The organism is Reyranella sp. (assembly GCF_965249915.1).
Classification (GTDB): domain Bacteria; phylum Pseudomonadota; class Alphaproteobacteria; order Reyranellales; family Reyranellaceae; genus Reyranella.
In genome coordinates, this window is record NZ_OZ252257.1 from 6,053,428 (window position 1) to 6,072,471 (window position 19,044).

Consider the following 19,044-nt stretch of genomic DNA (forward strand, 5'->3'; position numbering starts at 1 on the left):
CGTGGCCGAGTTCAGGCAGGCCGATCGGTCGATGTCGCGTCGCGAGCTGCAGGCCCGTGCCCGGAAGGCGGCCGGCGGCTTTGCCGCGATGGGAGTGGGAAGGCGCGATGCGGTCGCGCTGTTGATGCGCAACGATATCGCCTTCCTCGAAGCGAGCCTCGCGGCGACCCATGTCGGAGCCTACGCCGTGCCGATCAGCTGGCATTCGACGCCCTCCGAGGTCGCGTACATCCTCGAAGACAGCGGCGCGAAGATACTCGTCGCGCATGCCGATCTGCTCGTGCCTCTCGAGGCAGGCATGCTGGAGGGACTCACGGTCTTTGCCGTCGAGACCCCGTCCGATGTCATCGAGGCCTATCGGATCGATCCCGCCACCGTCGCTCCTCGCGCCCCGGCGCAGAACTGGAGCGACTGGCTGCAGGCCCAGGGGGCTCATGCAGGTCACCCCGAGGTGATGTCCCAAAGCATGCTCTACACGTCGGGCACGACCGGAAAGCCCAAGGGTGTTCGCCGCTTCGCGCCGACGCCGGAGCAGCAGCGGCTCATGACGGAGACGCGGCGCACGGTCTATGGCGTCGTCCGCGATGCGCGGATCCTGCTGCCGGGGCCGCTCTATCACGGCGCCCCGAACGGCATTGCGCTCAGCGCCGCCGCAACGGCGGAACTCCTCGTCTTGATGGCGCGCTTCGAGCCCGAAGCGTTGCTGGCGCAGATCGAGGAGCATCGCATCACCAGCCTGTTCATGGTGCCGACCATGTTCGTCCGGTTGCTCGGCCTGCCCGCCGACGTACGCCGTCGCTACAACCTGTCCTCTCTGCGCTTCGTTCTGCATGCCGCCGCACCCTGTCCAGCGGACGTCAAGCGCCGGATGATCGAATGGTGGGGGCCGGTGATCAACGAGTTCTACGGCGGGACCGAGACGGGGCCGATCGCTTTCGGCACCTCGGCCGACTGGCTCGAACGCCCCGGTACCGTCGGCAAGCCGACCGATCATGCAGTCGTGCATATCCTCGACGAGAACGGCAACGATTGTCCGGCCGGCGTTCCCGGCGAGATCTTCGCGCGACTCCGCCACTATCCCGACTTCACCTATCATGGCCTGGAAGACAGGCGTCGCGAGGTCGAGCGCGATGGACTCGTCACCCTGGGCGACATCGGCTACCGCGACGAGGCCGGGTTCCTGTTCCTCTGCGACCGTAAGCGAGACATGGTGATCATCGGCGGTGCGAACGTCTATCCGGCGGAAGTCGAATCGGTGCTGAGCGGTATGCCGGGCGTGAAGGATTGCGCCGTCTTCGGCATCCCCGACGCCGAGTACGGCGAAGCCCTGCTGGCGCTTGTCGAGCCCTATCCCGATGCACCGCTCGAGCCGGCGGCGATCAAGGCTTTCCTGATGGGGCGGCTCAGCGGCTTCAAGTTGCCGCGCCACGTGGAAATCCGGGCGGAGCTGCCGCGCCAGGACTCCGGCAAGATCCAGAAGCGCCTGTTGCGCGAGCCCTACTGGCGGCAGGCTGGCCGGCACATCTAGCCTTTTCGTCACGAACTGGCTCATCGTCGCGTCCTGTGTCAGCGTTGCGCCATGCCGCGAGCCGCGACGCCACAATGAAGATCAGCCAGCTCAAGTACTTCCTGGTGCTTGCCGAGGAGCTTCATTTCGTCAAGGCAGCAGCACGGCTGAACCTCTCCCAACCGCCGCTCAGTCGCCAGATCCAGGCGCTCGAACAGGAGCTGGGCATCGCCCTGTTCGTGCGCGCCAACCAGCGAGTCCAGCTGACCGAGGCGGGCGCCGCCTTTCACCATGACGTCCGGGAAATGTTTGCCGCGCTCGATCGCGCGACGGAGCATGCAAAGGGCGTCGCCCAGGGCGAAGTCGGGCGGATCGTGCTGGGAATGGCCGGATCGGCCTCGCTTGGAATTTTTCCGCGCATCCTCGAGCAGTTCCATCGCGAGTTCCCGCAGGTGCGCCTGGAGATGCAGCACCTGATCAAGGCGGAGCAGATCGCGGCCCTTGCGGGAGGCAAGATCAACCTGGCCCTGACCCGCTCGCCGGTCCGCGAGCGCGACATGGCATCGGAAGCCATTCACCGCGAACCGTTCATCGTGGCGCTGCACGAACGCCATCCGCTGGCGGCGCTCAAGGTGGTGCCGCTGGAGAAACTCGAGAACGACAAGTTCGTGCTCTACCGGGGCAACACCTCACCGAGCGTTGCCGATGAGATCGTCGATATGTGCCGCGCCGCAGGTTACTACCCGCATATCGACCAGGATACCGGCGAAATGCAGACGGCCGTCAGCCTGGTCGCTGCCGGTCTTGGCGTAACGGTGGTGGCCGATTGCATTCGAAGCCTGCATCTGCCGCGTGTCATCTATCGGCCTCTGACGGTCCGCAGCAGAAGGGTGCTGTCGAAACTCTATGCGATCTATCGCAAGGACGATCCGAACGTCCTTCTGAAAGCCTTCCTGAGGCTGGCCAAGTCCGTCGGCCAGGCCTGACGTCCCGCGATCACGCACCCCCCGCCCGATTTCGGTTGAGCAGGCCGGTCCCGCGGATACAACGGTCTCTCCGGAGTTCGTGACCAATGCGTATCGTCTGCATCGTTCTTGCTCTCTTGTTCGCCGGCTTCGGCGCGCATGCCCAGACCGCGTCGCGGGACTTCTTCGCTTTCGTGCTGCTGGCGGAGGGCAGCGACGGAAGGCCCGTGCCGATGGTGCGCAGCGTCGCCGAATGGACGACGGCGTGTCCGGTCCTGCGCTCCACGGTGGGTGGCGTCTCCACGGCGATGGCGCAGCGCCGCCGCCCGCCGGGCGGTCATTTCGACGCCGTGACGGTCTGCGAGGCGCTCTATCCGGTGGGCGAGGCGGGCAGTGTCTTCCTGGGCGATCGTCGCATCGACCTGCCGACCGTTTCGCTGGGCACGCCGCGCCGCGTCGCGCTGATCGGCGACAGCGGCTGCCGCGGCGAGACGCCGGCCAAGCCGCAACCCTGTGATGGCGACGGGTTCGCCAAGGTGTGGCCGTTCGGCGTCCTATCGCACGAAGAGGCCGACAAGCGCCCCGACCTGATCGTGCATGTCGGCGACTACAACTATCGTGGCACCGAGCGGGGCCTGGTGCTGCCACCCAGCCTCACCGGCTATGCCGCGCCGCTCCGCGTGAATGTCTACGACACCGGCGATCTCGACGACGAGGACATTGCCAGCCTGCCGATTGGCGCCGCCTATTGGAGCCAGAACATCGAGGGGAGCCCGAACCCGGACAGATGGACCAACTGGCGCGACGATTTCTTCAGGCCGGCCGCCAAACTCCTGGTCGCCGCGCCGTGGCTGTTCAGTCGCGGCAACCACGAGCTCTGCAGCCGCGGCGGTCCCGGCTGGTTCTACCTGCTCGATGCCGGTTCGCCGTTGCTCGGGCCGGGACACCACCAGAAGGAATGCCCGCCGCAACTGCCGGCGGACTGGCGCCCGGGCGCCTGGCCCGCGCCGCCGGCCCAGCCTTTCGCGGGACTGCCTTTTCCGATCGTCGCCAATGCGCCGTTCCGGCTGAAGCTCGGCAGGCTGAACATCATCGCCGTCGATTCGGCGAACGCCGCCGACGCGGTGCTCTACAATCTCGAGACCTACATCACGCAGTATCGCGACGTGGCGCGGATGCTCGACGAGGATGCGACCCCGACCTGGGTGGTGACCCATCGGCCGATCTGGGCGGTGGTGAAGCGCGACAAGGGTGGGCCGATCGGCCTAACTCCCTACGGCTTCATCAACGAGACCCAGCGCGAGGCCGTCCACCGCGTCTTCGGCCGCGGCCTGCCATCCCATGTGACCGCGGTCATTGCGGGTCACATGCACCGGTTCCAGGCGATCGGCTTCGAGGGAGCGCATCCGCCCCATCTGGCGGTCGGCACCGGCGGCATGGAGCTGTCGCATGTGCAGCCGCCACCGTCGCCGGAGAATCCAAAAGCCCCGATCCGCGTCGAAGGTCTCGACAGGGGCCCGGCCTGGGTCGTCGGGCTGCGCGATTTCGCGGCGATGATCGTGCGCCCCGTGGAAGACGGGACCTGGACCAGCGTCCTCTACGGCACCGAAGGCGAGCCTCTCGCCGTCTGCGATTCGCGCTGGCCGGGGCCGGATCGCCAGCGGTCGGTCTGCGAACTCCAGTAGAGTTCAGCGACCCGCGGCGACCTCGCGTTGATAGTAGAGCAGGTCGAGTTCCGGCGCGGGCCTGCCGAGACTCGTCAGGATCATGTGCGCGTGCCCGCGATGATGGGTCTGGTGGTTGAACCAGTGGTCCAGGGCCGGCATCAGCTCCTGCACGAATTCGTCGGGACTGGAAACGCGCCGGTAGCGGATGGCGCCGGCGAGCCTCGTCTCGTCGAGACCGTGGATCCACGCCACGATGCGCCGGTCCTCGGCCTCACGCGCGGCCCGCAATTCGGCGAAACCCTCATGCACGATCGCGTCGAGACGGTCCGGCGCATCGCCTTCGCCGGTGAAGCGTTTCATCCAGATGCGATCGGTGGCCAGCAGGTGATTGAGCGTGCCGTGCATCGACTTGAAGAAGGCGCCACGATCGGCGCGGTACTCGGCATCGCCGAGTGCGGCCGCGGCGTCATAGAGCCGGCGGTTGGCCCAGGCATTGTAGCCGGCGAAGGTGTGATAGTGCTTCTTCATGTCGTTATCCTGCACCGGTCACGGCCGTCTTCAAGATTGATCGGTTCTTTCAACCTGTCGTGCTCGCGGCAGCCAGGAGTATCCAGATGACGAAGCGCATCGGCATTCTCACCAGCGGCGGCGACTGTGCCGGGCTCAACGCCACGATCCGGGCGGTGGCGCTGCGGGCTCATCATGGTCATGGCTGGACGACGGTCGGCCTGCGCTACGGCACGCTGGGCCTGCTGGAGCGCCCCGTGGAGGCGGTGACGCTCGACCCCGACCGGCTCAGCGCCGCGCTGGCGCGGCAGGGCGGCACGTTCCTCGGCAGCACCAATCGCGGCAACCCTTTCTCCTTTCCGATGCCCGACGGCAGCCGCAAGGACCGGTCGGCCGAGATGGTCGACGGGCTGAAGCAGCTCGGCCTCGACGGGCTGATCGGCGTCGGCGGCGACGGCAGCCTCGCCATCCTGCGCAAACTGCTTGATCCCTCGGGTATCCCCTTCGTGGGTATTCCCAAGACCATCGACAACGATGTCGACCAGACCGAACGGGCGATCGGCTACTCGACCGCCGTCGCGATCGCCACCGAAGCGCTCGACCGCCTGCAGCCGACCGGCGCCAGCCACGAGCGCACGATGGTGCTGGAGGTGATGGGCCGCGATGCCGGTCACATCGCCATCGCGGCCGCCATCGCCGGCGGCGCCGACGTCGTGCTGATCCCCGAGGTTCGGTGGCGGCTTGAGAACGTGGTTCGCCACATCGCGGCCCTGCGGGCGGCCGGCCATACGTCGGCGCTGGTGGTCGTGGCGGAAGCCGCCGGTCAGTCCGACGAGGCGGCGGATCCTTCGGTTGACGCGCCCGATCACGGCGTCGGCGAATGGCTGGCCAAGCGGCTCGCCAAGGCGACCGGTGCGGAGGCGCGCGCCACCGTCCTGGGGCATGTCCAACGCGGCGCCATGCCGACGGCGGAGGACCGGTTGCTCGCCTCGGCGCTGGGCGTGCGCGCGGTCGATCTGCTGGCCGAAGGCAAGGCCGACCACATGGTGGCCTGGTGGAACCGTCAGGTGATCGACGTGCCCTTGTCGACGGTCGTCGGCAGGTCGCGCACCGTCGATCCCGACGGCACGCTCATCTGCACGGCGCGCGCCCTCGGGATCTGCCTCGGCGACGCGACCTAGGCCAGGTCGCTGCGCGACAGCCAGAAGACCTCGCCTTCGCTGAGTTCGGTGTCGAGCCAGATGAAGGGCAGCCGGGGGTAGGCGGCTTCGAGCGGCGGGCGGCCGCGGCCGATCTCGCATACCAGGCCGCCGCTCTTCGTCAGATGCTTCGGCGCTTCCGAGAGGATGCGATGGACGAGGTCCAGCCCGTCGGCGCCGGCCGCGAGCGCCATCCGCGGCTCGTGCCGGAACTCGGGCGGCAGCTTCGCCATGCCGCCGGCGTCGACATAGGGCGGGTTGCTGATGATGAGGTCGTAGCGCTGCCCCTGCAGCGGCTTGAAGAGATCGCCGCGGTGGAGCGTGATGCGATCGCCCAGCCGGTGCGTCGCCACATTGCGCCGGGCGAGTGCCAGCGCGCCGGCCGACAGGTCGACGGCATCGATCTTCGCGCGCGGGAAGGCCAGCGCCGCGAGGATGGCGAGACAGCCGGAGCCGCAGCAGAGATCGAGGATGCGGCGCGGCTTCGCGGTCGGCAGGGCGCCACCGGCCAGAAGATCGCCGATGAAGGAGCGCGGGATCAGCGCCCGGCGGTCGATGTGGAACCGCACGCCGTGCATGTAGGCGGCTTCGAGCAGATAGGGAGCCGGCATGCGCAGCCCGATCCGCGCCTCGATCAGGGTCATGAGACGCGCCTTCTCCGGTTCCGTCGGCACGAGGTCGAGCCAAGGGTCGATACGGGCGATGGGAAGACGCAGCGCCTCCAGCACCATGAAAGCCGCTTCGTCGACCGCGTTGGTCGTACCGTGGCCATAGGCCAGGCGCGCAGCGCGAAAACGCGCCACGGCGAAATGGAAGAAATCACCCAGGGTGACGAGAGAGAGTTTGGTCGCGCGTGCCATGCGGGCCTACATTACCGGATATGAATCGCCGCGCGCTTCTTTTCGCCGGACTCGCTGTCGCGGCGACCGCAAATGGTCAGACGCGCGCCGCGCCGGCCGAGATCAGGGTGATCCTGATCGGCGGCCCGGACTGTCCGCCCTGCGTGCGCTGGAAGCGCGAGTACCTCGATACTTGGATCGCCTCGCCCGAGTTTCGCCAGGTCGTCTGGGAAGAGGTGGAGGCCGCGCGCTTCCGCGAGGCCTATCAGGAGCGCTACTGGCCGGGCGACCTCGGCGCCATCCTCGCCCAGATCCCGCGCAAGAGCGGCGCACCGCGCTTCCTGATCGTGCAGGCAGGCCGCCTGGTGTCCAACCATCTCGGTGTCAGCAAATGGGCCGACACGCTCGACGATCTTCGCAAACTCCTGGGATAGGCAATATGGCAGGCGCTCTCGACGGTCTGGTCGTCCTCGATCTCACGACCCATCTCTCCGGTCCCTTCTGCGGCATGCAGCTCGCCGACATGGGCGCCGATGTCATCAAGATCGAGAGCCCGCAGGGCGATTCAATGCGCGGCGCGCCGCCGTTCGTCGAAGGCGAGTCGGCGCCCTTCATGCTGTGGAACCGAAACAAGCGCGGCCTGAAGCTCGACCTCAAGAACGAGGACGATCTGAAAGTTTTTTGGGACCTGGTCGACGGTGCCGACGTGGTGCTGGAGAATTTCCGGCCCGGCGTGATGAAGCGGCTGGGCCTCGGCTGGGACGCACTGCATGCGCGCAACAAGCGGCTGGTGCTGGGCTCGATCTCCGGGTTCGGCCAGACCGGTCCCTATGCCGCGCGCGGCGGCTTCGACCTGATCATCCAGGCCATGTCGGGCCTGATGTCGGTCACGGGTCCGAAGGACGGTCCGCCCTACCGCATTCCGCTCGCCATCTCCGACGTGGGCGCCGGCCTCTATCTCACCATCGGCGTGCTGAGCGCGCTGCAGGCGCGTCACAAGACCGGCGAGGGGCAGTGGGTCGAGACGTCTCTGCTTGAGGCCACGGTATCGCTGGGCGTTTACGAGGCCGCCAACTTCTTCGCCAACGGGATCCGGCCGGAGAAGCTCGGCCAGGCGCATCGCGGTTCCTCGCCCTATCAGGTGTTCCAGACGGCGGATGGCTGGCTGACCATCGGCGGGGCGCAGCAGAACTTCTTCCGCAGGCTGTGCGCCCTGATCGGCCGGCCGGAATTGCCCGAGGATCCGCGCTTCAAGGCCAATGCCGACCGGGTGAAGAACAACGAACAGATCGTCGCCATCCTGCAGGCCGAGATCGTCAAGCGCACGACCGACGACTGGATGGCGACGCTGGAGAAGGAAGGCATCCCGGCCGGGCCGGTGCTGCATCACGACGAGGTCTTCGCCGATCCGCAGATCTTGGCGCGGGGAATGGTGGCCGAAGTCGAACACGCCAAGGCCGGCAAGCAGAAGACGCTGGGCGTGCCGCTCAAGCTGTCGGCGACGCCGGGCGGCGTCCGCCGCCCGGCGCCGACGCTCGGCCAGCACGATGCCGAGATCCGCGGCGCCAAGCGCCGTTGAAGTCGCCAAGCTTCGTTTGGCCGATCACCAGCGCGAGCGCTGGTATCTGTCGGGCACGCCGTCGCCGTTACGGTCGCGGTCGTAGCGGTCGGGAATGCCGTCCCGGTCGCTGTCCCTCGCCCGATGATACTGCGGCCTCGGCGGGGCCACAGGCACCGGCACATAGCGCGTCTGGGTGATCACCTGCGGCCGGGGCGGCGGCGGTGCGTAGTAGGTCGGGGCCGGCCGGTAGTAGGCTGGCTGGCTGACATAGTTGTTGGAATAACCCGAGTAACCATAGTTCGACCCGTATCCCGGGCTGTAGCCATAAGTCGTCGGATAGCCCGACTGTTCAACGCACCCCGCCGTCACCATCACAAGGCTCGCGGCGGCGAGCCAACTGACGCAGCGCATTCTGTCCCTCCAAGAGGAACGCCCGATGTCGATGGGGACGTTCCCATGACAGCAGAGTCGCGAGTGACGGCGGCGGGCCGGGGACGCAACGGCGTCTTAATGAAGGCGAGCCGTGATCGAGTGGTGACCGGACGCAAAAACGGCTCCCGGATTTCTCCGGGAGCCGTTCTCGTGTCGCGTGTGACTAGCGCTGGAAGGCGTCCGGGATATGGTCGCCATTGGCATCGATGTCGCGCTTGTTCGGAACGCCGTCGCGGTCGTAGTCGCCATTGGGACCGCGCGGGTTCGGCGGGCGGGCATAGTAGCCGTTATTGTTGTAGCCCGCGTTGTTGTAGGCGTAGTTGCCGCCGTAGGCCGGACGGGGGGCGTTGTTGTAGGCATTGTTATAGACGGGTCGTGTATTGTACCCGCTGTTGTAGGCGTACGAATTGTCGTAGCCGGTCTGGGTGCACGCCGCGGTCGCGGCCAGCAGGCCCGCCGCCATCACGAACTTAAGCTTGTTCATCGCTACCTCCGTTTGGGGTCGAACCGTGTCTCGCGACAGGTGCTTGCCTCTAGAACGAGGTACGGCGCCGGAAGTGGCATCGGCCGGGCGAAAATATGAAGTTGTGTAAAGCAGAACGCCCGGCAACCGCTGGGGCTGCCGGGCGTTCGCCGCCTTCGTTTCTCTACACAGGGCTCTTAAAGGGCGCCGGGCGCCGGGCCGCGCGCGACCTTGGCGTTGAGCTTGGGCGGATGCGTGACGATCGACTTTAGGGCCGGCACCGGCTTGTGCAGCTTGGCGATGTTGGGCAGCGGCCGGGCAAGCACCGGGTTGGTCTTGAACGCCTGCTCCATGGCATGGGCGGCACCCAGCACTTCGCCGTCGCCGCGGAAGCGGCCGACCACCTGCAGGCCGAACGGCATCTTCTTGTCGTCGACGCCGCAGGGCAGCGAGACGGCGGGGTTCGACGTCAGGGTGACGAAGTACTTGGTCGCCATCCAGTGGTAGTAGGTGCCGAGCTTCTTGCCATCCATCTCCTCGATGTAGAGCTGTTTCCAGGGGAAGGGCGAGAAGCCGACGGTCGGGCCGATGACCAGGTCGTACTCCTTGTAGATCTCCTGGAAGGCCCGGAAGATCCGGGTCTGCTCGCCATGGGCCCAGGCGAAGTCCGCCAGGCTGAGCTTCGCGCCGAGCTCGTAGTTGGCGATGATGTTCGGCCCGAGCATCTCTCGCTTGTTGGCGTAGGCATCGTGGTAGCGCGACAGGAAGCTCACGGCGCGGATCACGTCGAAGCAGCGGTCGGCGTCGCCATAGTCGACGTCCACCTTGTCGAGGCTGCGGAAGAACGGCTTCATCGCCTTGATCTTCTCGCGGAAGGTCTGGCGGATCGACTTCTCGACCGGGGCGCCGCCGAAATCCTCGGTGTAGGCGACCCGCAGGCTGCCGAGATCCACGGGCCACGGATCGGCATAAGCTTCCGGCTCGAGCGGGAAGGACAGCGGATCGCTGTCATGCTGGCCGACCTGCGTGGCGAACAGCAGGCAGACATCGGCGACGCTGCGGCCCATCGGGCCCAGCACCGAGATCGGCGTCCAGCCCATGGCGCGCCGTTCGACCGCGACCATGCCGGGCGAGGGGCGGAAGCCCACGACGCCGCAGAAGGCAGCGGGGTTGCGCAGGCTGCCGCCGGTGTCCGAGCCGGTGCAGACCGGCAGCATGTCGGTGGCCAGCGCGGCGGCCGAGCCGCCCGACGAGCCGCCGGCGTTCAGCATCGGGTTGAAGGGATTGCCGGTGGCGCCCCAGACCGGGTTGCGGCTGTTCGAGCCGGCGCCGAATTCCGGCACGTTGGTCTTGCCGACGACGACCGCGCCCGCGGCGCGCACGCGGCTCACCATGACGTTGTCGTAGCCCGGTACATAGTCGCGATAGAGCGGCGAGCCGTAGGTGGTGAGGAGGTCCTTGGTCTCCTCGAGATCCTTGATACCCGTCGGCAGGCCGTGCAGCAGCGGCAGGTCCTCACCGCGGCGCACCGCGGTCTCGGCGGCCTTGGCTTCCTTGCGCGCGCGGTCGACGCACATCGCGGTCACGGCATTGACGGCGGGGTTCACCTCCTCGATGCGCTCGAGGCAGGCGTCGAGCAGTTCGACCGGCGAGATTTCCTTGGTGCCGATGCGGCGGCGCATCTCCACCGACGACAGGGAGACGAGTTCTTCTTTCGACATAGCTTCCTCTTCTTGAAATCGATTACGGCCGGTGAAGTTCGACGGGGGTGCGCGTCACGGTGCGGCGGCCGTTCTTGTAGGCGGCCAGTACCGGCGCGATGGTCCTGAGCGCCATGACCGAATCGGGGGCATCGAGGACCACGAGGTCCGCCGGTCCGCCGACGGCGATGCCGTAATCGTCCTTGCGCATCAGCTTGGCGGCCGTCTTGGTCGTCATGTCCCACAGCGCCTTCACCTCGTCGTCGTTGGCGCGCTGGGTGACGATCGCGTGCATGTTGACCTGGCGCAGCAGCTGGCCGTCGCCGAACGGCGTGAACGGATTGAGGATGTTGTTGGAGGCGACGGAGCAGGTGACTCCGCGCTCGGTCAGGAAGTTCAGGTCGAGGACGTTGCGCGGCACGTTGTGGTCGGTGTGGCGCCCGCCGAGATAGAGATCGGTCGCGGTCAGCACGGTCGCGGCGACGCCGGTGTCGGCCATGCGCCGCGCGACCTTGTCGAGGTCCTTGAACGGCATGGTCGAGAGCTTGCCGACATGACCGACGGCGACCCGGCCGCCCCATTTGTATTTCTCGGCGAGATCGCAGACCAGCAGCGTGTCGAGATGCTCGGCGGTGGGGCCGCTGTCGACATGCATGTCGATATCGGCATCGAACTCGCGGGCCAGTTCGAAGACGCGATGAATCTGGGCGGCGCTGTCGCTGTCGTAGCTGGGCGCCGCGCCAACGACCCTCGCGCCGTTCTTCAGCGCCTCGACCATCAGCTCGTCGGTGCCGGGATTGTTGGTCAGGCCTTCCTGCGGCATGACGCAGATCTCGATGTCGATCGCCCACTTGTACTTGTCGACCAGCGCCTTGACGCCCTCGAAGCCGCGCATCCCGATCTTGGGATCGACCTCGCAATGGGGGCGCATGCGGGTGGCGCCGTGGCCGATGCATTTCTCGATGGTCGCCGAGGCGCGCTCGAACACGTCCTCGACCGTCATCGTGTGCTTGACCGCCGACACGCGCTCCATCGCCAGGTGCGGCATGCGCTTGGTGTTGTGTTCGCAGCGGCCGAGGATGCAGGCCTTGTCGAGATGGATATGGGTATCGACGAAGCCGGAGCAGACGAGGCGGCCGTGGCCCTTGTATTCTTCCCGGGCGCTGCCGCCCAGCTTCGGCGCTATGGCGGCGATACGGCCCTGGACGACGCCGATGTCGGTGGTCGGTTGATCGGGCGTACTGTCGGGAAGCCGCACATCGCGCAAGACAAGGTCGAAATCCATCATCACTCCAGTCGCCGGCGGCGGCCGGCACGCATGTTGCACCATGCCATCGCCCATTAACAGCCCGACGGCCCCGGAGGCTCAGCAAGAACCATGCTTTCTCGACGTCATCTCCTGATCGCAGGTTCGGCCGCCGCCGCCTCTCCGAGCATCGCCGCGGGGCAGACCGCCACTCCCGCGCCCTGGCCGACCAAGCCGATCCGCTGGATCGTCAACTTCCCGCCCGCGGGCGCGGCCGACATCATGTCGCGGGCGCTGGCCGAGTATTTCGGCACAAAGCTCGGCCAACCGATCGTCGTCGAGAACAAGCCCGGCGCCGGTGGGATGCTGGGAGCCGATATCGTGGCCAAGGCGCGCGGCGATGCCCACATCGTCATGATCTCCAGTGCCGCGTCGCACGGCATCGGCCCGGTCCTCTACAAGGACGTGCCCTACGATCCGCTGGCCGACTTCACGCACATCCACCTGGTCGGCACCTTCCCGACCGTGCTGGCGGTCAACGGAACCTCGACGATCGGGTCGGTGAAGGAGCTGATCGAGATGGCCCGCGCCAAGCCCGGCGAGGTGACCTACGGGTCGGGCGGCAACGGCACGATGAACCACCTGGTCGGCCAGCTGCTCGCGCTGTCGACCAAGGTACAGCTCACGCACATTCCCTATCGCGGCTCGGCACCGGCGATGAACGACCTGATGGGCGGCCAGATCACGGCGCTGATGGAGAGCCTGCCGACGGCGAGCGGCTATTTCACCTCCAAGCGCATGAAGCCGCTGGCGGTGAGCGAGGATCAGCGCGCGCCGACCCTGCCGGATGTGCCGACCTTTCGCGAGGCGGGATTCCCCGAGGTCGTGGCGACCAACTGGTTCGGCTTCTCGGCACCGGCCGGAATCCCGCCCGAGATCGCCAAGCGATGGGAGGTCGAAATCGCCACGGCGCTGCAGAGCGCCGAGATCAAGGAGCGGTTCGACAAGCTCGGCATCCGGCCCGGCACCTTGGGCGCGGCGGGCTACACCGCGCTCATCGCCAAGGAACTGCCGCGCTGGCGCGAGGTGATTGTCGCGGGAAATATCCGCGCAGACTGATTGCCTGATGCGCCGCTTCCGGCACAATGCGCGCCGGAGGAAATCAAGATGGTGCATCCGCTTCGCGACAAGGCGGCCGTGAGCGGCATTGGTGAAACCGCGTACACGCGCGGCACGACCAAGAGCGGGCTCGCGCTGCAGCTCGAGGCCAGTCTCAAGGCACTCGACGATGCCGGGATCGATCCGCGCGACGTCGATGGCGTCATTCCGTACTTTCCGGGCGGCGCCATCGCCGAGGACTTCATCGCCAATCTCGGCCTGAAGGATCTCACGCTCTCGGCCTTCATCCCGATGGGCGGCGCCACCTGCGTGGCGGCGATCCAGATGGCGGCGATGGCGGTGACGACCGGCGTCTGCAAGCACGTGCTGATCTCGGTCGGCCGCACGGGGTACTCCGGCTCGCGCGTCTCGACTCGCCTGCAGCAGTTCCCGGTGTTCGCGCAAGCCGCCGAGTTCGAAGCGCCGATCGGCATGTTCGCGCCGGCCCAGCTCTACGCCCAGGGCGCCCGCCGCCACATGGAACTCTACGGCACGACTTCGCGCCAGTTCGCCGAAGTGGCGGTCGTCACGCGCCAGCATGCGATCCTCAACGGCAACGTCGTGATGAACAAGCCGCTGACCGTCGAAGACCATCACGCCTCGCGCATGATCTCCGATCCGTTCCGCCTGTTCGACTGCAGCCTGGAGAGCGACGGCGGCGCGGCGGTCATCATCAGCGCCTCCGATCGCGCGAAGGACCTCAGGAAGCCGCTGGTCACGATTGCCGGCACGGCCGAGGGGCATCCCGAGTCGCCCGCTTCGATCGCGCAGCGGCCCGACCTGCTGGAGTTCGGCCTGGTGAAAGCCGCGCCGCGCGCCTTCGCGATGGCGGGTGTCGGTCCGAAGGACGTCGACGTGGCCGAGATCTACGACTGCTTCACCTTCACGGTGATCCGCCAGCTCGAGATCCTGGGCTTCTGCAAGACCGGCGAGGGCGGCCCCTTCGTGATGGACGGCCGCATCGCGCTGGGCGGCGAGCTGCCGATCAACACCCATGGCGGGCTGCTGAGCCAGGGCCATGTGGTCGGCCTCAACCATGTGATCGAACTGACGCGCCAGCTGCGCGGCGAAGCCGGTCGGGCGCAGGTGAAGGACGCCGAGACAGGCCTCGTCACCGGCTATGGCGACATGGGCGACGGTTCGATCGCCATCCTGAGGAGGGCGGCATGAGTCAGGTTCCGACACCGGTCGCGCCGCCGGCCCCTGAGCGGCCGCTCCCGACGCCGACACGCGAGAGCCAGCCCTATTGGGATGGCCTGCGCGAGGGCCGCTTCCTGCTGCAATACTGCTCGTCCTGCGGCAAGGTCCGGCACTATCCGCGCCCCGTCTGTTCGCACTGCTTCTCGATGGAGAGCGAGTTCAGGGAAGCGCCGCTGGGCGGCAGCCTGCATGCCTGGACGGTGTGCCACCATCCGTTCAACTTCTTCTTCAAGGCCTCGGCGCCCTATATCGTGGCGCTGGTCGACATGGATGCCGGCGTGCGCGTCAATGCGCAGCTGCACGGCATTCCCGAGGCCGAGCTGAAGATCGGCCGGCGCGTAAAGCTCGGCTTCGAACCGGTCAACAAAGAGGTGACGCTGCCCGTCTTCGTCGCCGAATAGATAAGACAGAGAATCCTGGGAGGAAAAAATGAAGCGTTCCGTATTCGTGGCGTCGGCCCTGGCCGCGCTGCTGCTGCCGTTTGCCGCCTCGGCGCAGACCGATTGGCCGACCAAGCCGATCTCGATGGTGGTGCCCTATCCGCCGGGCGGCGTGAACGACGCGGTGGCCCGTGTCTATGCCGAGAAGCTCTCGACCGAACTCGGCAAGCCGGTGATCGTCGACAACCGCGCGGGTGCCGCCACCACCGTCGCGTCCAACTTCGTCGCCAAGGCCGCACCCGACGGCTACACGATCTATGCCGCCGGCACCTCGCTGATCATCAACCCGACGCTCACGGGCCAGGTCCAGTACGACCCCAACAAGAGCTTCGAGCTCGTGTCGCTGATGTCGTTCACGCCCTTCATCCTGCACGTGAACGCCGAGTTCCCGGCCAAGAACATGGCCGAGCTGATCGCCTACGTGAAAGCCAACCCCGGCAAGTTCAACATCGCGAGCTCGGGCATCGGCGCCACCAATCATCTCGCGGCCGAACTGCTCAAGGCGCAGGCCGGCCTCAACATCACGCACGTCCCCTACAAGGGCGGCGCGCAGGCCGGGCAGGACGTGGCCTCGGGCCAGGCCCAGATGATGTTCTCGGCCGCACTGGAGGCCAAGCCGGTGCTGGCGACGGGCCGCACCCGAGCCATCGCCATCTCGAGCCTCAAGCGCTCGCCCGCCTTCCCCGACATTCCCACCGTCGTCGAGTCGGCGGGCCTGCCCGACTTCGAGGCCGTGTTCTGGCAGGGCATGATCGTGCCGGCCGGCACGCCCAAGGCGATCGTCGACAAGCTGCAGAAGGCGATCGCCAAGATTGCTGCCGAGCCCGAGATGATCGAGCGCTTCAAGCCGCAGGGCGTCGAGATCCGCGCCTCGACCCCGGCCGAGTTCAAGACCTTCCTCGACAAGGAGGAGAAGCGCTGGACGACGCTGATCAAGGAACAGAACATCAAGCCGGAGTAAGCGTCCGGCTTTACATAAAGTCCTCACCCTTCGAGACGCACCCGGCGGGCGCTCCTCAGAGTCTGGCCGGAAATGAATGCAGCTAAAACAACAGGCTATGAATAGCCCTGATAGCCTCACCCTGAGCGACCGTCGTGTTGGTCAAGCGTTTGCCCATTGTTTTCTGTCCCTGAGGATGGCGTTGAGGATGGTCACGAGCTTGCGCATGCAAGCGACGATGGCGACCTTTGCCGGCTTTCCTGCGGCGCGCAGGCGATGATAGGTCAGCGCCAAGGGCAGCTTGCGGCGGATGGAGACGAGGATGCTCATGTAGAGGGCAGCCCGTACGACGGGTCGTCCTCCCGCGATGGTACGGCGGCCACGCAAGGTGCCGCTGTCGCGATTGAACGGGGCGACGCCGGTCAGGGAAGCAATCTCGCGTCGGCCGAGACGGCCCAGTTCAGGCAGTTCGGCGATCAGGGTGCGGGCGATCCTGGGCCCGATGCCGGGAACGCTGATCAGAAGGTCCTCCGCTTCCCGCCAGGTCGGTGTTCCCCGGACGGCGGTGTCGATGTCGTCGTCGATCTGTTCGAGCTGGGCCTTCAAGGTGGCAAGCACGCGATCGACGCTCTTGAGGGTGCGTCGAACTGTGAGCATGCGCCGGCGATTGCTCTCGGCCCCGATCATCTCGACGAGCTGACGGCGGCGGGCCATCAGTTCGCCCAACAGTCTGGACTGCTCGTCAGCGAGCGGTCGCGCCGGTGGGTTCACCGCCTCGGCGAAGTGGGCGATGACAGCGGCATCCAGCGCATCGGTCTTGGCCAGCCGTGCGGTGGCCCGGGCGAAGTCTCGGATCTGCCGTGGATTGACGACCGCCACGGGCAGGCCCGCCGCGCCCAGGCCTGCCGCCACGATCGTCTCGAAGCCACCGGTTGCTTCGAGCACGATCAGAGCAGGTGCCATTTTACTCAGCCGCCCAATCAGGTCCTCGATGCCTTCTCCGTCGCGGGCAACGGTGAAGGCCTCGCCGGCGGGGCGCACATGAACATCCAGGCGCTCTTTCGCCACATCGATACCTACGAACATGGATCTTGGCTCCCATCCTTGCGCATGCGGGCTCGCGGTTCGGCCCAGGCGACCGTTCGGGATCACAAAATCAACGGTGGAGGCGCCGAGCTCAGGGACGGGCTTGGAGGCCCCAGGAGCCTGCGGGCTCTCCACCGAGACCGCACCTGCAACTCTACGCCGGCGCGGCCGTGTCTTGATACAAGGAGCATCGCGCAGCGATGCGTCTCGAAGGGTGGGCACGCGCACCTTGCCTGTTGCCCATCCTTCGAGACGCCGCGCAAAGCGCGGCTCCTCAGGATGAGGTAAGTGCTTGAAGCGATTCAATTCGTTCCCGGCCAGACTCTTAGGATGAGGTAAGTGCTTGAATCGATTCAATTCATTTCCGGCCAGGCTATCAGGGTGAGGTCGATGGCTTGGTCGAGCGCTTTCTACAGCGCCTTGCGAAGCGTGAGGTTGAAGCGGCGGCGTCCGGTCAGCGGATGCTCGCCGCTTTTCAATGTCAGCACGCCGTGATGGAACAGCCGCGACGGGCCGCCCCAGACGACCACGTCGCCATGTTCCAGCGCGACCTTCCGCACGGGATCGCCGCGCTTCGGTCCGCCGAACTGGAACGTGGCCGGCAGGCCGAGCGACACCGACACGATGGGATGGGCATAGTCGGCCTCGTCCTTGTCCTGGTGCAGCGACAGTTTCGTGCCGGGCTCGTAGCGGTTGATCAGGCAGGCGTCGGGAACGAAGCTTGCGAAGCCGGCTGCGCTTGCGGCTTGGTCGGCCAGCGCCAGAAACCCGGGCGGCATCGAAGGCCACGGCGCGCCGCTCTGCGGGTCCTGCGCCTGATAGCGGTATCCCGTTCGATCCGTGACCCAGCCGGCCGCACCGCAGTTGGTCATCGCCACCGACATCTCGAAGCCGCCGGGCGTCACCATGCGCCGAAAGGGGGCCAGGGCCGCGATCTCCTCGATCGCCGCGAGCAGCGAGTGATCACGCTTTCGTGCGAATCCGCGCAACACCGTGGCGCCGGGCCCCAGCGCCTCCTTTCCGCCATCTGCGTCGAACAGGCTTTGCTGCATCGCACCGATATAGGGCATCTTCCGCCGGAAGCATCAGGAGTAGCGTGATGAAGAACTGGATCACTGCCGCCGCTGTGATCGTCGCCGGAACGGCGACCGCGGCCGGCCCCGCCGCGGCGCAATCGGGTGAGGCCGCGAAGGGCCAGCGCATCTTCAATACCCAGTGCAAGTCCTGCCACACGGTGGAGAAGGACGGCGCGCAGGTGACGGGTCCCAACCTGCACGGGCTGTTCGGCCGCAAGGCCGGCACGAACGCGGGCTATGCCTATTCCGATGCGATGAAGAACTCGGGCATCGTCTGGGACGAGGCGACGCTCACCGAATACAACCGCGATCCCAAGGGCAAGGTGCCCGGCACCAAGATGCTCTACAACGGCGTGAAGAATGCCGGCCAACTCGCCGACCTCGTCGCCTATCTCAAGGAAGCGACGAAGTAGTCAGCGCGTCATCGCGCCGACAAGTGTCTGCGTGAAGCTGTCGACCATGGACTGGCTGGTGGCCGATCCCTCCGGCCAGTCGAGGCGCAGCTTCAGGAAATTGTTGCGGTAGCCGGTCAGCATCAGCGCCGAATACACGCGCTTCTTGTCGAGGCTGCGGACCGCCGAGAGGGTTATGCAGCGAAAGACGACGCTGCCGATCGTGCAGTCGGTAGGCCCTTTGGCCGTCTTCATATCCTCGTAGCGATTGTACTTCGCGAGCTGATAGATCTCCTGCAGCGAGGTCTGGAATTGCTGCTCGACGACCGGGCTCGACGGCCCGTCGGGAATCGATCTGATGGAGAGGTCGTAGACATAGACGGTCGCAATGAGCTGGTCGCCGATCCGGTAGTTCCAGCCATAGCCGAGTTCCGGCTTGCCAGCAGTCCTGGCAAAATCCGTGGAGCCGGACTTGGTGGCCCCCGCGATCTGCGATGGAAAGGTCAGTCCCGTGGCGGGATGACGATCGGGTGCCGGTACCCGTTGCTGTGGAGAAAGCGGGGGCTGGCCTTGGGCGAGAGCCACGTCGACCGCCATGCCCAGCAGGGCCAGGACCAGCATCGAGACGCGCAGCATGCGTGCAACCATGAGTTCTCCCGTCTTGCG

20 protein-coding genes are annotated in these 19,044 nt (G+C 66.6%); 11 read left to right on the top strand and 9 right to left on the bottom strand.

The window, feature by feature from the left end; all coding sequences use genetic code 11:
- The first annotated feature begins 1 nt into the window (after window position 1).
- The 3 genes from ACP15H_RS29755 (at window position 2) to ACP15H_RS29765 (ending at window position 4,157) form a co-directional block, all read left to right on the top strand.
- Window positions 2-1,528, top strand: coding sequence for an acyl-CoA synthetase (locus ACP15H_RS29755; RefSeq protein ID WP_425069716.1), 1,527 nt, complete (start codon window positions 2-4; stop codon window positions 1,526-1,528).
- A 74-nt stretch (window positions 1,529-1,602) separates the two neighbouring features.
- A complete protein-coding gene (locus ACP15H_RS29760; RefSeq protein WP_425069988.1) occupies window positions 1,603-2,493 on the top strand; it encodes a LysR substrate-binding domain-containing protein in 891 nt (296 codons plus the stop codon).
- Window positions 2,494-2,579: 86 nt separating this feature from the next.
- Window positions 2,580-4,157, top strand: a complete 1,578-nt coding sequence (locus ACP15H_RS29765; RefSeq protein WP_425069717.1) for a metallophosphoesterase — start codon at window positions 2,580-2,582, stop codon at window positions 4,155-4,157.
- 3 nt (window positions 4,158-4,160) lie between these two features.
- On the opposite strand, the gene ACP15H_RS29770 is transcribed toward ACP15H_RS29765, so the two are convergent.
- A complete protein-coding gene (locus ACP15H_RS29770) occupies window positions 4,161-4,667 on the bottom strand; it encodes a DinB family protein (RefSeq protein ID WP_425069718.1) in 507 nt (168 codons plus the stop codon).
- Window positions 4,668-4,753: 86 nt separating this feature from the next.
- On the opposite strand from ACP15H_RS29770, the gene ACP15H_RS29775 reads away from it, so the two are divergent.
- Complete coding sequence (locus ACP15H_RS29775; RefSeq protein ID WP_425069719.1) at window positions 4,754-5,827, top strand: ATP-dependent 6-phosphofructokinase; 1,074 nt, start codon at window positions 4,754-4,756, stop codon at window positions 5,825-5,827.
- Here the strand turns inward: ACP15H_RS29775 and prmB are convergent.
- Window positions 5,824-6,705: a 50S ribosomal protein L3 N(5)-glutamine methyltransferase gene (gene prmB / locus ACP15H_RS29780; RefSeq protein ID WP_425069720.1), complete on the bottom strand. Its 882-nt coding sequence runs from the start codon at window positions 6,703-6,705 to the stop codon at window positions 5,824-5,826. The genes ACP15H_RS29775 and prmB overlap by 4 nt on opposite strands.
- 20 nt (window positions 6,706-6,725) lie before the next feature.
- Here prmB and ACP15H_RS29785 point away from each other — a divergent pair, with 20 nt between their 5' ends.
- Together ACP15H_RS29785 and ACP15H_RS29790 are read left to right on the top strand one after the other, a co-directional pair.
- Window positions 6,726-7,118: a hypothetical protein gene (locus ACP15H_RS29785; RefSeq protein ID WP_425069721.1), complete on the top strand. Its 393-nt coding sequence runs from the start codon at window positions 6,726-6,728 to the stop codon at window positions 7,116-7,118.
- Window positions 7,119-7,123: 5 nt separating this feature from the next.
- The gene (locus tag ACP15H_RS29790; RefSeq protein WP_425069722.1) at window positions 7,124-8,263 is read left to right on the top strand and encodes a CaiB/BaiF CoA transferase family protein; all 1,140 of its coding nucleotides are present in this window, start codon (window positions 7,124-7,126) and stop codon (window positions 8,261-8,263) included.
- Between the two features lie 24 nt (window positions 8,264-8,287).
- Here ACP15H_RS29790 and ACP15H_RS29795 read toward each other — a convergent pair whose 3' ends face one another.
- From ACP15H_RS29795 to ACP15H_RS29810, 4 genes are all read right to left on the bottom strand, one after another.
- Window positions 8,288-8,656, bottom strand: a complete 369-nt coding sequence (locus tag ACP15H_RS29795) for a thrombospondin type 3 repeat-containing protein (RefSeq protein ID WP_425069723.1) — start codon at window positions 8,654-8,656, stop codon at window positions 8,288-8,290.
- A gap of 184 nt (window positions 8,657-8,840) precedes the next feature.
- Window positions 8,841-9,161, bottom strand: a complete 321-nt coding sequence (locus tag ACP15H_RS29800; RefSeq protein ID WP_425069724.1) for a hypothetical protein — start codon at window positions 9,159-9,161, stop codon at window positions 8,841-8,843.
- A gap of 176 nt (window positions 9,162-9,337) precedes the next feature.
- The gene (locus ACP15H_RS29805; protein WP_425069725.1) at window positions 9,338-10,861 is read right to left on the bottom strand and encodes an amidase; all 1,524 of its coding nucleotides are present in this window, start codon (window positions 10,859-10,861) and stop codon (window positions 9,338-9,340) included.
- Window positions 10,862-10,883: 22 nt separating this feature from the next.
- Complete coding sequence (locus ACP15H_RS29810) at window positions 10,884-12,125, bottom strand: amidohydrolase family protein (RefSeq protein WP_425069726.1); 1,242 nt, start codon at window positions 12,123-12,125, stop codon at window positions 10,884-10,886.
- A gap of 93 nt (window positions 12,126-12,218) precedes the next feature.
- Between ACP15H_RS29810 and ACP15H_RS29815 the strand changes: the two genes are divergently transcribed.
- From ACP15H_RS29815 to ACP15H_RS29830, 4 genes are read left to right on the top strand one after another with little or no spacing between them, the layout of a single operon-like run.
- A complete protein-coding gene (locus ACP15H_RS29815) occupies window positions 12,219-13,205 on the top strand; it encodes a Bug family tripartite tricarboxylate transporter substrate binding protein (protein ID WP_425069727.1) in 987 nt (328 codons plus the stop codon).
- A 48-nt stretch (window positions 13,206-13,253) separates the two neighbouring features.
- The gene (locus ACP15H_RS29820) at window positions 13,254-14,414 is read left to right on the top strand and encodes a thiolase family protein (protein WP_425069728.1); all 1,161 of its coding nucleotides are present in this window, start codon (window positions 13,254-13,256) and stop codon (window positions 14,412-14,414) included.
- Entirely contained in the window at window positions 14,411-14,845 is a 435-nt protein-coding gene (locus ACP15H_RS29825) for a Zn-ribbon domain-containing OB-fold protein (RefSeq protein ID WP_425069729.1), read from the top strand. Before ACP15H_RS29820 ends, ACP15H_RS29825 begins: the two co-directional genes overlap by 4 nt.
- Window positions 14,846-14,873: 28 nt before the next feature.
- Complete coding sequence (locus tag ACP15H_RS29830; protein ID WP_425069730.1) at window positions 14,874-15,845, top strand: Bug family tripartite tricarboxylate transporter substrate binding protein; 972 nt, start codon at window positions 14,874-14,876, stop codon at window positions 15,843-15,845.
- 141 nt (window positions 15,846-15,986) lie between these two features.
- Here the strand turns inward: ACP15H_RS29830 and ACP15H_RS29835 are convergent, their stop codons facing one another.
- Together ACP15H_RS29835 and alkB are read right to left on the bottom strand one after the other, a co-directional pair.
- A complete protein-coding gene (locus ACP15H_RS29835; RefSeq protein WP_425064637.1) occupies window positions 15,987-16,910 on the bottom strand; it encodes an IS110 family transposase in 924 nt (307 codons plus the stop codon).
- A gap of 410 nt (window positions 16,911-17,320) precedes the next feature.
- A complete protein-coding gene (alkB, locus tag ACP15H_RS29840; RefSeq protein WP_425069731.1) occupies window positions 17,321-17,962 on the bottom strand; it encodes a DNA oxidative demethylase AlkB in 642 nt (213 codons plus the stop codon).
- Window positions 17,963-18,009: 47 nt separating this feature from the next.
- Between alkB and ACP15H_RS29845 the strand changes: the two genes are divergently transcribed.
- Window positions 18,010-18,399: a c-type cytochrome gene (locus tag ACP15H_RS29845; RefSeq protein ID WP_425069732.1), complete on the top strand. Its 390-nt coding sequence runs from the start codon at window positions 18,010-18,012 to the stop codon at window positions 18,397-18,399.
- On the opposite strand, the gene ACP15H_RS29850 is transcribed toward ACP15H_RS29845, so the two are convergent.
- The gene (locus tag ACP15H_RS29850; RefSeq protein ID WP_425069733.1) at window positions 18,400-19,026 is read right to left on the bottom strand and encodes a hypothetical protein; all 627 of its coding nucleotides are present in this window, start codon (window positions 19,024-19,026) and stop codon (window positions 18,400-18,402) included.
- Between the last annotated feature and the right edge of the window lie 18 nt (window positions 19,027-19,044).